Raw genomic sequence first — 12773 nt, forward strand, 5'->3', positions numbered from 1 at the left:
GCCAAGCACCTCCACTACGGGCGACAATTCGTCCACCAGCAACAGCGATGCCACCAACTCTTCCGATACCGATGCAACCTCTTCCGCCGGGCCAAGCACTTCCACTACGGGCGACAATTCATCTACAAGCACCAGCGACTCGGACAATACATCGGATACCGATGCCACAGCCACTACAGGCGACAACACAACGACCAATACCAGTTCGGCAGATAACTCTTCCACAAATGACAACAACAGCAACGCCAACAGTACCCTTGATTCTACCAGCTGCGCCCGCAATGACTCGGCCAACCTGAGCACTTCCAATAATACTTTTAATCACGACAGCGCTCTGACCAGCACAGCAAACGGGATCGCCAGCTCTGCCAACAACTCCGCCAATACGATATCCAACGGAAATTCCTTCACGGTAGGAAACAGCACTTTGATTAACTTCAGCGACAACACCGTTCTGCTCCTGTTATTGCTACAGTTAGTCAAATGCTTTTGCCCACCCAACCAGGGAGGCGGAAGCAGCGCTTCTCCTTGTGGTTGTATCGAAGGGGGCAGCTCATTCGAATCTTTGCTTCAGAAATTGCTGGAGAAAGAAACGCAAAATCGCGAAACCATCCTCAATCTTTTGCAGCAAAACAATCATTCCAACAATTGAAGCCGTATTAAGGAAGGAGAGGGACAAAACATGGCATCGACGAACCATTCCTCCAACTACTCGACAACGCGCTTCGTTCTGTCGCGAAGAGGGACCGATTCCTCTTTGACCATCATGATTAACAACCGGAGCGCTAACGATCGCAGCCTTAACCTGAGGGTGGAAGACGCAGATACAAAAGAACCACTCATCGCATACACAAACGGCACTCCCATCGATCAGACAGTGCTCATTCCAGCGGGTAGCGCAGAAGCACTGCAAATCCACCTCAACGAAACAACTAGCCGGATCGCACTGGAAGTCTCCAATCCATCCTCAGGAGGGGGAATGTCCGTGCGGCAAAGCAATTCGTCGCGCGGAGGTCAAAACAACCAGCAAATCCAGCTTACCCTAAAATAGAATGGCGATGCACACAAACCCATCGGCAAAAAAAGAAGGACTAGGAGGCATTCCCCCTAGTCCGTTTTTGTTTCATTGATTACTGGTGCGCAAACTGCTCTTCTTCTGTCGAACCAGTCAGTGCTGTGGTCGAGGAAGTTCCGCCTGCAATCACTTGTGCAATCTCATCGAAATAGCCGGTACCAACTTCACGCTGATGACGAGTAGCTGTATAACCGTTCACCTCTGTGGCAAACTCAGCTTGCTGCAATTCGGAGTAAGCAGCCATTCCACGATCGCGGTAGCCACGTGCCAGCTCGAACATGCCGTAGTTCAATGCATGGAAGCCCGCAAGCGTCACGAATTGGAACTTGTAGCCCATCTCGCCCAGCTCTTCCTGGAAGCGTGCAATCGAGTCCTCGTCAAGTTTTTTCTTCCAGTTAAACGAAGGCGAGCAGTTGTAAGCGAGCAGCTTGCCTGGATACTGGGCATGAATCGCTTCGGCAAATCGGCGTGCTTCGTCCAGATTTGGCTCGGACGTTTCGCACCAGATCAGATCGGCATAAGGTGCATAGGCGAGTCCACGGGCAATCGCTGCATCCAACCCGCCACGCAGACGGAAAAATCCTTCCGGCGTCCGTTCGCCTGTCAAAAACGGCTGGTCTTGAGGGTCAACGTCGCTAGTGATCAGGAAAGCGCCGTTAGCGTCTGTACGAGCTACAATGATAGTCGGTACTCCCATGACATCAGCTGCCAGGCGGGCCGAAATCAGATTGCGGACAGCAGCCTGAGTCGGGATCAAAACTTTTCCGCCCATATGTCCGCATTTTTTCTCAGAGGCCAGCTGATCTTCAAAATGCACGCCTGCTGCCCCCGCTTCAATCATACTTTTCATCAATTCAAACACGTTCAGCGGTCCACCAAAGCCCGCTTCGGCGTCAGCGACAATCGGAGCAAACCAATACGTATCTGTGCCGCCTTCGGACTGGTCAATCTGGTCAGCACGCTGCAATGCCTGGTTAATTCTTTTCACAACATGAGGAACGCTATTCGCCGGGTAAAGACTTTGGTCAGGATACATTTGTCCGGAAAGGTTCGCGTCAGCCGCTACTTGCCAGCCGCTCAGGTAGATGGCTTTCAAACCGGCCTTTACCTGTTGAATCGCCTGATTCCCGGTCAATGCCCCCAACGCCTTGATATGATGCTCTGTATTCAGCAGGTTCCACAGCCGCTCCGCTCCGAGACGAGCCAGTGTGTGCTCGATTTGAACCGAACCACGCAGCCGGAAAACGTCTTCCGCCGTGTACGTCCGGGTAATCCCTTGAAAACGCTCGCCCTGCCAGCTTTGCTCGATCTGTTGAATAGCTTCCTGTTTTGTTTGTTTGCTCATTTTCGTTTCCCCCACCCATTTTTATTGTTTTATTTAGAGATAGCGATAGCCCGGCACAGTCAGAAAATCTTCAAAATCGTCTTCCGTCACCAGCCTCAAGAAAAGCTCGCCTGCGACCTGAAATTTGCTGTTTTCATAACGTTCCTGGCCAATCGCTTGTTTCAACGCCTGCAATTCTTCGCTCAGCCACTGTTTCACCAAGCCTTCAGTGATCTTTCTGCCATCCTGAAGAACGCCATGTCGATGACGAATCCAGTGCCATACTTGTGCACGGGAGATTTCTGCCGTCGCCGCGTCCTCCATCAGATTGTGGATCGGAACAGCCCCAAAGCCACGAAGCCATGCCTCGATATATTGCAACCCGACACTGATGTTGGTACGAACGCCTTCCTCGGTGATCGTGCCTTCGGGTACAGCCAGAAGGTCGCTTGCCTGCACCTGCACGTCCTCGCGCTTATACCAGATCTGGTTCGGCTCTCTCATCAAACGATTGAAAACCTCCATGGCAACTGGCACCAATGCCGGATGAGCTACCCATGTACCATCGTGCCCGTCGTATGCTTCCCGCTCTTTGTCGGCACGTACTTTGGCAATCGCTTCTTCATTTTTGACCGGGTCGTTTTTCACCGGGATTTGCGCTGCCATTCCGCCAATGCAAGGTGCCTGACGTTTGTGGCAAGTCTTCACCGCCAAAGTGGTGTAGGCTTTCATGAACGGAACCGTCATCGTCACTTGTGCCCGGTCAGGAGTAATGACGTCCGGGTTATTGCGCAGCTTTTTAATGTAGCTGAAAATGTAATCCCAACGCCCGCAATTCAATCCCGCACTATGCTCGCGAAGCTCATACAAAATTTCATCCATTTCAAAAGCAGCGAGAATCGTTTCGATCAGCACTGTCGCGCGAATCGTCCCTCGCGGAATATTCAGTTCATCCTGAGCGAAAACAAACACATCGTTCCAGAGGCGCGCTTCCAGATGACTTTCCAACTTCGGCAAGTAAAAATACGGGGCCGTCTTGTTCGCGATCAAAGCATCGACGTTGTGATAAAAATAAAGACCAAAGTCGAGCAAGCTGCCGGAAATCGGCTGTTGGTCAAGGAGTATGTGTTTTTCATCGAGGTGCCAGCCACGCGGCCGTACGATCAACACAGCCGTCTTCTCATTCAGGGTGTACGGTTTTCCTTCCGGGCTGGTGTATGATATGTTGCGGCGAACCGCGTCCTTCATGTTGATCTGTCCCTGGATCGAGTTTTCCCATGTAGGCGAATTTGCATCTTCAAAATCCGCCATGAACATGCGAGCGCCTGAGTTCAGCGCGTTGATCACCATTTTGCGGTCGCCAGATGGCCCGGTGATCTCCACTCTTCGATCCAAAAGATCATGCGGCAGTGGAGCAACCGTCCAATCTCCGTTGCGAATCTCTGCTGTTTCCGGCAAAAAGTCAGGCAGTTGTCCCGCATCAATTTTCAGCTGACGTTCCTTGCGATCGGCAAGCAGTTGTTGCCTTCTGTCGCCAAACTTTTGTTCCAGCTTGATCACAAATTGAACCGCCTCTGGCGTGAGGATATCCTGATAGCCGGAATGCATCTCGCCAGTGATCTGAATCTCCAGCGGATATGGATTAGTTGGAATCGTAGTCAAAACTGGTCACCATCCTTGATAACGTCCGAATTATTATGATACAGATTTGTTTTTAAAAAGTTATTATAGTACAGTAGGCGCAAAAAAAATGATCTAATCCTGATATCCGCTGCCGCTGCAATGACTGCAACTCACATGCCCATCTCCCAAACAATGATGGCAAGCCGCTCCGTTGTCATCGTGACCAACGCCTCCACATCTTGGGCAATTTTGTTCGCCGTTTCCTTCACACCGATAGCAGTCCATTTTCTTTCCCTCCACATCTGTATTAAAACAATATTCTTTAAATTTGTTTTTATTATATAACAGACACTGATACAGCGCAACACAATTTTCAAAAAAATCACACTGTATTAGAACACATTTTATCAAAACATGCCCTTGTCCTTGATTTACAGCTCTTTTTGGCAAAAACAAAGCAGCCCCTGACCCGTTAGAATCAGAAGGCTGCTTTGCTTTTCCATATGCTTTTATGCGTTCTTTGCGCGCTTATTTCGGGGAGATTTTTTCTACCCCACCCATATACGGACGCAAAACTTCCGGAATGGTGATGGAACCGTCTTGTTCCTGGTAGTTCTCCAAAATGGCTGCTACTGTACGGCCGATCGCAAGACCCGATCCGTTCAAAGTGTGCACAAATTCCGGCTTCGATTTTGTATCGCGGCGGAAACGGATATTGGCACGGCGAGCCTGAAAGTCCTCGAAGTTTGAGCACGACGAGATTTCCCGGTACGTATTGTAGCTTGGAATCCATACTTCCAAGTCAAATTTCTTCGCCGCAGTAAATCCGAGATCTCCGGTACACATACTCAGCACGCGGTATGGCAGTCCAAGCAGCTGCAACACCTTCTCCGCATTTTTCACCAGTTTATCCAGCTCATCGTAGGAATCTTCCGGTTTGACGAACTTCACCAGCTCCACTTTATTGAATTGGTGCTGACGAATCAGGCCGCGCGTGTCGCGCCCTGCCGAACCTGCTTCCGAACGGAAACAAGCACTGAATGCCGTATAGTATTTAGGCAAGTCTGCTCCATCCATGATTTCGTCGCGGTGCATGTTCGTCACTGGCACCTCTGCGGTAGGAATCAGGAAGTAATCAGGACCTTCCAGTTTAAAAGCATCTTCTTCAAACTTAGGCAATTGTCCGGTTCCGGTCATGCTCGCGCGGTTCACGATGAATGGCGGGATGACTTCTTCATATCCGTGTTCATTGGAATGGAGATCCATCATGAAGTTCATCAACGCCCGCTCCAGACGCGCTCCCAGTCCTTTGTAAAAGACAAAGCGGCTTCCGGTTACCTTCGCTGCCGTTTCAAAATCGAGAATACCAGCCTGGCTGGCCACTTCCCAGTGTGGTTTCGCCTCAAAACCAAAGTTGCGAGGTTCGCCCCACGTCCAAGCCACCACGTTGTCATCTTCCGAAGTACCAATTGGTGTGCTTTCATGTGGCAGGTTAGGCAGGCTCAGCAAAATCAGTTCCTGCTGTTCATCCAGCCCACGCAGTTCCTCATCCAACGCTTTGATGCGCTCGTTTACTTCTTTCATTTCCGCGATCAAATGGTCGGCGTTCTCTTTGTTCCGTTTCATGACGGCTACTTGCTCAGATACCGTGTTGCGTTTATTTTTCAGAGCTTCCGCTTCCTGAATGACTTGACGGCGTTTTTCGTCCACTTCTGCAAACTGATCCAGAGCGGAAATATCTTCGTTGCGATGCGCCAAACGGCGTTTTACTTCTTCCAAATCCTGACGCAATACTTTTACGTCCAACATGTTCGAATCCCTCCGAATCGATAATAAAATGCAAAAAACACCCGTCCCCATAAGGGACGAGTGTTGTATACCCGCGTTGCCACCCTCGTTGATACACGCCAAGACTGCACATGTATCCACTCAATCCGTCGTAACGGGACGGTTCCGGACAAAGTTCATTCCTTTGCCACTCCGAGATGGATTCCCCCACAGACCGGATCGGTTTGCACCCACCACCGACTCTCTGCACCAGATTCTTCATGAGGTACTTGTTCTCATCATCGCATTCTCATTCATGCATACTTCTATTGTTAACTGTACTACAGGTTCTATACGTATGTAAAGGCTACTCCGCGATGATCTTCATACAAAAAAAGACCGGCATCTTGTTCATGCCGATCTTCTTTCGAGGATGTTTATTGGTGGGCTTTAGCTTCTGTACTCTTTGACCATTTCGAGGAAATATTTGTGTAGCCGTGCATCTTCGGTCAATTCCGGGTGAAAAGCAGCCGCCAGGTAGTGACCGTTTCGGGCAACGACGATCTTTTCATCGTACTTGGCAAGCACCTCAGCATTTTCTCCGACTTCTACGATGTAAGGAGCGCGGATAAACACTGCCGGGTAATCTGCACCGACACCAGCTACAGGCATTGTCACCTCGAAGCTTTCCTTTTGCCGACCAAACGCGTTTCGCTCCACCTTGATATCCATCAGCCCCAGATGGCATTCATCCTGCCCCTGAATCTGCTTGGCCAAGAGAATCGCTCCCGCGCAAGTGCCGAAGATTGGCTTTCCGGCGCTTCCGAACTCACGAAGCGCATCCATGAATCCGTACTTATGCATCAGCTTGCTGATCGTCGTGCTCTCTCCGCCTGGGAGAACCAATCCGTCGAGGTCTGCGAGTTCCTCTGCTTTTTTGACAGGAACGGCTGTCGCCCCTGCTTCCTCCAGCATGCGCAAGTGTTCTGCCACAGCCCCTTGCAGCGCGAGTACACCGATTTTCATTTGACTCACCTTACCAGCCGCGCTCTTGCATGCGATCAGCTTCGCGAATTTTGGAAATTTCGATTCCCGTCATCGCACTGCCCAAGCCTTTTGATACGCGTGCGATCAGCTCGTAATCTGTGTAGTGGGTAGTTGCCTCGACAATTGCCCGCGCGAATTTTTCCGGATTTTCCGATTTGAAAATACCTGAGCCGACGAATACGCCGTCAGAGCCCAATTGCATCATCAGTGCCGCATCTGCCGGGGTAGCTACGCCACCAGCCGCGAAGTTCACGACAGGCAGTTTGCCAGTTTGATGTACTTGTTCCAGCAGTTCGTATGGAGCACCGAGATTTTTCGCTTCTGCCATCAGCTCATCGTAAGACATCGCCTGCACTTTGCGGATTTGAGCCATCATCGTGCGCATATGGCGAACTGCCTCTACGATGTTCCCGGTCCCTGGCTCACCTTTTGTGCGGATCATGGAAGCTCCTTCTCCGATGCGGCGAAGCGCTTCGCCCAGATCACGCGCACCACATACGAACGGCACAGTGAAGTCTTTTTTGTTGATGTGGTACAAATCATCGGCTGGGGTCAAAACTTCACTTTCATCCAGGTAATCTACACCCATTGACTCCAATACGCGGGCTTCGACAAAATGTCCGATACGAGCTTTTGCCATAACAGGGATAGAAACAGCGTTCAGAACTTCCTCCACAATGCCCAGATCAGCCATACGGGCTACTCCGCCAGCAGCACGGATATCAGAAGGTACGCGTTCCAGCGCCATAACAGCTACGGCGCCAGCAGCTTCAGCAATCTTTGCTTGCTCAGCATTTACGACGTCCATGATAACGCCGCCTTTTTGCATCTCAGCCATACCTTTTTTTACGCGGGACGTTCCTACTTGTACCATATGAAAATTCCCCCTACATCATGAAGTCAGAACCGTAACTGTTATGCTCTGTTATGGTTCCTTGTTACCGTCATTGTAAACGATAGATGAGGGGGAAAACAACTATTATTTAATTTCCTGTTCCACTACTGAACAAGTTGCTGAAAAATTGAATGATGCTGCGGAAGAACAAACGAATCCAGCTCGCCTCTTCCACCTCTTGGCTTGCCACTACATCCACGCCTGCTTTTGCCGCGTCTTCCGGCTGGAGGTAATCGGTGTCTTTTGCCCCTTCTTCTTTCAGTACGAGCTTACCGATTACTTGGCCTTGCTTGATTGGCGCGTTCAAGTCTTGGAAGGTAACTGTTGGGGTGAATTTTGCTTCCCCGCCAATTTTGGTCAGTACGTTTACTTCGCTGCCTGTTACTGCTGGTACTGTCAGTTCTACCCCGTTCTTTACAGGTGCAGTTTCAAAGCCTTTTACAGAAGCATTCTTGTCCAACTGCTTGGTTAATTTGAAATTGCTGAAACCGTAGTCGTAAAGCTTTTTGGTTTCTACGAAGCGCTTTGTTTTGCTGTCTGTTCCCATGACAACAGAAATCAAGCGCATGTTATCACGAACGGCCGTACCAGTAAAACAATTGCCTGCTGCTTGGGTATAACCAGTCTTTAATCCGTCTACACCTTGATAGTAATTCGGGAGATCAGGCAGCATCCAGTTGTTATTCGCCATTTTCAGCTCATTTTTAGAACCGGGACGAAACGTAAACCGTGGGATCTTGGATACTTCCAAAGCTTCTGGGAAATCACGAATCAGGTTTCTAGCGAGGATGGCCGAATCGCGAGCAGACATCAGGTTTTCCACTTGATCTGTCTTAACGGAATATGGTCCCAACTCGTTGGCTGGCAAACCGCTAGATGTTACGAAAGACGTGTTTTTCATACCAAACTCTGCAGCCTTCTTGTTCATCATCTGCACGAAGTTTGCTTCACTGCCCGCAATCTTTTCAGCAAGCAGTACAGTTGCGTCATTAGCAGAAACGACAGCCATCGCATTGTACAGCTCTCTGACTGTGAAGGACTCACCTAGATTTAGGTATACGCCAGACGTATCGGAGATTCTTGCCACATAGAAGGCATACTCACTTACGGGCACCTTCTCATCCCAGCTGATTTTCTTCTCCTTGATTGCTTCTTGCACCAGGTATTCCGCCATCATCTTACTCATGCTGGCAGGTGGCAGTGAGGCATCTGGATTCATACTGTACAATATTTTTCCTGTTGATGCCTCTAATAGAATGGCAGATTTCGCTGCCAGTTGTAGATCGGCTGCAGGTGCTGCATCGGCCTTCGTCGCCGCTCCTCCCATTGCGGTTGCAAACACTGCGAGAGAAAGGATCAGACCTGTCAGTCGCTTTTTCCATATTGTTCGCTTCATAGTTTCTTCTCACTCTCCAATTCTGTCATAAATTCATACGGTAATTGAGCACCAAGTGTAAGTTTAACATACCATTACGATCTCATTGAAGTCCAAATAGACTCATTAGTAGGTAATTGATTGGATATATAAAATATAATTGAAATTAAATTATATTATGGTATAAATGGCAATATATTCAATATTTAAGGAGGCTTATCTCGTGAATAAGGTTTTATACACTTTTGCTTCACTCGCTCTTGGTTTGGTTGTTATGAATCCAGTTTCTGCTCATGCCGCAGTCGAAAAAAGGAACACCGATTCCCTAGTGGAACAGCAAACTAAAAAGGATATTAGTACCATGAGCATTGAACTTGACTGGAGGTCTTTCAGCGTAACACAGGGAGGTACATATATTGGCCGTGACACATTCCATCTCTTTGGAAAGGCTAACGCTGGATTAGATGCTTCAAATAGTAACTGCGATGTAACAGTTTACATCGAAAAATTAAGCGAGAATGGAAAAGTAGAGAAAACAATTAAATTAGGAAGATTAACTGCGCCAAAAGGCAATACTGATTATACCGACCCAGTATCTGTCGTCCCAGGGAACTATCGCCTCAAGATAGTAGGAAATATTGCCTCTGACGGAGAAATCGCTATTTATAGAAGATAGCTGTACGTTAACTGCGACCAGTTTTTAAATTTTTGCCTACAAATTAAATAACCCCCCTTTCTTTCTAGAAGGGGGGATTTTCTTATAAACTAAGAAATCGAGTAGTTCGGCGACTCCTTGGTAATTTGCACGTCATGTGGATGGCTTTCACGCAAGCCGGCTCCCGTGATCCGGACGAACTGGGAGTTCTGGATCAAGTCCTCGATCGTATTCGCTCCGCAGTAACCCATCCCTGCACGCAAACCGCCAATCAGTTGGTAGGTCACATCTGCCAACGGCCCTTTGTAAGGAACGCGGCCCTCGATTCCTTCTGGAACAAGCTTTTGTTCGTTCTCCTGGAAGTAACGGTCTTTGCTTCCTGCTTTCATGGCGCCAATCGAGCCCATGCCGCGGTATACCTTGAAACGGCGGCCTTGGAAAATCTCAAATTCGCCTGGGCTTTCTTCCGTTCCGGCAAACAGACTGCCGATCATGATCGCAGAAGCGCCAGCGCCGATCGCTTTTGGCAAATCGCCGGAGTATTTAATACCGCCGTCGGCAATAATTGGAATATTGTACTCGCGAGCTACCTGGGCACAATCGTGAATCGCGGTAATTTGCGGTACACCGATACCTGCTACGACGCGAGTAGTACAAATGGAACCCGGACCGATACCGACTTTTACAACAGATGCGCCAGCTTCGATCAGATCGCGGGTAGCTTGTCCTGTCGCAACATTTCCCGCTACGATCGTCAAGTTTGGATACTCTTTGCGAATGGCTTTTACGGTTTCGATTACACCTTTGGAGTGTCCATGTGCTGTATCGACCACCAGGACATCCACACCTGCCTGTACAAGCGCCGCTGCACGCTCGAACGTATCAGCAGATACACCGACCGCCGCGCCACACAGCAAGCGTCCCTGTGGGTCCTTGGCTGCCTGCGGGTATTGAATCGCCTTCTCGATATCTTTAATGGTGATAAGTCCGCGCAAAATATTGTTTTCATCAACCAGTGGCAGCTTTTCAATCTTGTGCTTTTGAAGAATCGCTTCTGCTTGCTGGAGCGTTGTTCCTACAGAAGCAGTCACGAGATTGTCTTTTGTCATCACTTCTTTGATTGGTGTCGAGTAGTCATGAACAAAGCGCAGATCACGGTTGGTCAAAATCCCGATAAGATGCTTTTCTTCATCGACAATCGGCACGCCGGAAATGCGGTATTTGCCCATCAGAGCATCCGCTTCTGCTACTGTATGATCCTGGCTCAAAGAAAACGGGTTGGTAATGACGCCACTTTCCGAGCGCTTTACGCGATCTACCTCGCTCGCCTGCTGCTCAATCGTCATGTTTTTATGGATGATGCCAATGCCGCCTTGGCGGGCCATCGCGATCGCGAGTGCTGATTCTGTTACCGTGTCCATCCCGGCACTGATCAAAGGAATGTTCAGACTAACTGTCTCGCTGAGCTTTACCCGAAGATCGACATCTCTTGGCAAAACCTCGGATTTTGCTGGGATAAGCAGCACGTCATCAAATGTTAGTCCTTCTTTGACAAATTTATCTTCCCGCACAGTAGAAAGCCCCTCTCGGCAAATATTTTAAGACAGTGTAACAAACGGCATAATTTACTGTCAAGGAATGTGTAAAACGTTCGGGTATAGAGTGTATTAGACAGATAAATCAAAAAAATAACGAGTGTGGATAATCAGATCACGAAAGTTAATGAAAGGTGGTTGCAATGAACTCTGAATGGAACCTGTTCCGCTATTTTGAAACAGAACCAACAGCCCGAAAATATTTGACTGCCTGCTACGACGGTATGGGCTTCGAGCATGCTGAGCGTCTTGCCTTTCACCAAAGCTCCCGCTTCCTCTTTTTGTGGAAACAAGCCAGGCAATATTATACGACTGCTGCAAAAGCAGACCTGTCCATCCAGCCGTTGCTGCTCTTTTATGGATGCTCCCATCTGTTAAAGGGAATGCTTTTGACTCGCGACCCATCGTATCCGCAAAACAGCCGAGTGCTCCAGCACGGTGTCACTACGCGAAAGCTGAAAAGAAACACGTACCTGCTACTGGAAGATGAGGTTCGCCCACAAAAAGAAGGGTTTTTCGCTTTGCTGGCGCAACTGTTTCATCTTTCCCCTATGCAGGATCGCTATTCGGTGCACGACTTGTTTTCTTCCATGCCCGTGGTCAGTGATGCTTACTCGACACTGTCCGAACAGCCAAAACACTGGCTGCAATTGGACTGGCATGAATGTGAGCCACCTTCTAAACAAGCTTCCAACCAATCTTCTAACAGGCAGCAGTGGCTCCATGTGGCTTTTCCCGAAATCACAGACGGCTCTTTGGCATACTCTCCTCAGACTTTTATCCAATACATAAACAGGGTCTCACCTGGCGATCTCCAACTGGAACTCCGCTGGCAAGACGGGAACTCCAAGCAGCTGCTCCTTCCTCGATCCAGCTTCCTGCAACTGGACCGACACCCTTTATTCCGTTCGCATAAACACCGTCTTTTCTTCTGGAATAGCTCTCCGGATTCTTTGCCTCTACCTGACTGGGCCAGCCATTACCTGCTTCTGTATTTGTTGAGCATGCTTTGCAGATATGAAACAGAGTGGTGGGGAGAGCTTGTCTTGTCACACGGTCTGGCAGAACGTTTTCTCATTGAGTTTTTTCTGGAACATCATCAGTCGGCTTATCCCACGTTTATTATGAAACAGATCAGGCAAAATAACTCTTCATCCTGGCAAGGCAGTGCATTTGATAACGATGACGAGTAACCCTCTTTCTCATACAAAAAAAGCTGCATTCTCCATTACTCGCAAAAGTAATCGGGAATACAGCTTTTCTGCTTGTTCCTTCAAAACTGAATACGCATGATTGCTAAGCATGTGTGGATAAGTCCTCGACCGATTAGTATTCGTCAGCTCCACGCGTTACCGCGCTTCCACACCGAACCTATCAACCTCATCGTCTATGAGGGGTCTTACCAGCTTGCGCTGTG

The 12773-nt window shown here is 48.9% G+C and carries 12 protein-coding genes, 1 rRNA gene and 1 other annotated feature; of the genes, 3 read left to right on the forward strand and 10 right to left on the reverse strand.

The window, feature by feature from the left end; all coding sequences use genetic code 11:
* A partial coding sequence (locus tag EDM60_RS28185; RefSeq protein WP_148040615.1) for a hypothetical protein occupies positions 1 to 294 on the reverse strand: 294 nt, incomplete at its 3' end.
* Positions 295 to 321: 27 nt separating this feature from the next.
* A complete protein-coding gene (locus EDM60_RS29515; RefSeq protein WP_267901892.1) occupies positions 322 to 447 on the reverse strand; it encodes a hypothetical protein in 126 nt (41 codons plus the stop codon).
* A gap of 235 nt (positions 448 to 682) precedes the next feature.
* Here EDM60_RS29515 and EDM60_RS28190 point away from each other — a divergent pair, with 235 nt between their 5' ends.
* Positions 683 to 1051, forward strand: coding sequence for a hypothetical protein (locus EDM60_RS28190; RefSeq protein ID WP_122966889.1), 369 nt, complete (start codon positions 683 to 685; stop codon positions 1049 to 1051).
* A gap of 79 nt (positions 1052 to 1130) precedes the next feature.
* Here the strand turns inward: EDM60_RS28190 and aceA are convergent, their stop codons facing one another.
* The 6 genes from aceA to EDM60_RS28225 all read right to left on the reverse strand — a co-directional run bounded on the left by aceA (position 1131) and on the right by EDM60_RS28225 (position 9127).
* Positions 1131 to 2420: an isocitrate lyase gene (gene aceA, locus EDM60_RS28195; RefSeq protein WP_122966890.1), complete on the reverse strand. Its 1290-nt coding sequence runs from the start codon at positions 2418 to 2420 to the stop codon at positions 1131 to 1133.
* Between the two features lie 33 nt (positions 2421 to 2453).
* Positions 2454 to 4061, reverse strand: a complete 1608-nt coding sequence (gene aceB / locus EDM60_RS28200) for a malate synthase A (RefSeq protein WP_122966891.1) — start codon at positions 4059 to 4061, stop codon at positions 2454 to 2456.
* A gap of 489 nt (positions 4062 to 4550) precedes the next feature.
* Positions 4551 to 5831: a serine--tRNA ligase gene (serS, locus tag EDM60_RS28210; RefSeq protein WP_063230253.1), complete on the reverse strand. Its 1281-nt coding sequence runs from the start codon at positions 5829 to 5831 to the stop codon at positions 4551 to 4553.
* A 49-nt stretch (positions 5832 to 5880) separates the two neighbouring features.
* Positions 5881 to 6101, reverse strand: a binding site (T-box leader).
* 138 nt (positions 6102 to 6239) lie between these two features.
* Positions 6240 to 6815, reverse strand: coding sequence for a pyridoxal 5'-phosphate synthase glutaminase subunit PdxT (gene pdxT / locus EDM60_RS28215; protein WP_122966892.1), 576 nt, complete (start codon positions 6813 to 6815; stop codon positions 6240 to 6242).
* A gap of 10 nt (positions 6816 to 6825) precedes the next feature.
* On the reverse strand, positions 6826 to 7710 hold the full coding sequence (gene pdxS / locus EDM60_RS28220) for a pyridoxal 5'-phosphate synthase lyase subunit PdxS (protein ID WP_122966893.1): 885 nt from the start codon (positions 7708 to 7710) through the stop codon (positions 6826 to 6828).
* 109 nt (positions 7711 to 7819) lie between these two features.
* Positions 7820 to 9127 (reverse strand): D-alanyl-D-alanine carboxypeptidase family protein, encoded by a 1308-nt coding sequence (locus EDM60_RS28225; RefSeq protein ID WP_122966894.1) that lies wholly within the window; start codon positions 9125 to 9127, stop codon positions 7820 to 7822.
* A 202-nt stretch (positions 9128 to 9329) separates the two neighbouring features.
* Here EDM60_RS28225 and EDM60_RS28230 point away from each other — a divergent pair, with 202 nt between their 5' ends.
* The gene (locus tag EDM60_RS28230) at positions 9330 to 9782 is read left to right on the forward strand and encodes a hypothetical protein (RefSeq protein WP_122966895.1); all 453 of its coding nucleotides are present in this window, start codon (positions 9330 to 9332) and stop codon (positions 9780 to 9782) included.
* An 89-nt stretch (positions 9783 to 9871) separates the two neighbouring features.
* Here the strand turns inward: EDM60_RS28230 and guaB are convergent, their stop codons facing one another.
* Positions 9872 to 11332, reverse strand: coding sequence for an IMP dehydrogenase (gene guaB, locus EDM60_RS28235; RefSeq protein ID WP_122966896.1), 1461 nt, complete (start codon positions 11330 to 11332; stop codon positions 9872 to 9874).
* A gap of 167 nt (positions 11333 to 11499) precedes the next feature.
* Here guaB and EDM60_RS28240 point away from each other — a divergent pair, with 167 nt between their 5' ends.
* A complete protein-coding gene (locus tag EDM60_RS28240) occupies positions 11500 to 12549 on the forward strand; it encodes a YaaC family protein (RefSeq protein WP_122966897.1) in 1050 nt (349 codons plus the stop codon).
* 113 nt (positions 12550 to 12662) lie between these two features.
* On the opposite strand, the gene EDM60_RS28245 is transcribed toward EDM60_RS28240, so the two are convergent.
* Positions 12663 to 12773, reverse strand: a 23S ribosomal RNA gene (locus EDM60_RS28245); the annotation flags it as partial.

It is taken from the genome of Brevibacillus parabrevis (assembly GCF_003710905.1).
Classification (GTDB): domain Bacteria; phylum Bacillota; class Bacilli; order Brevibacillales; family Brevibacillaceae; genus Brevibacillus; species Brevibacillus parabrevis.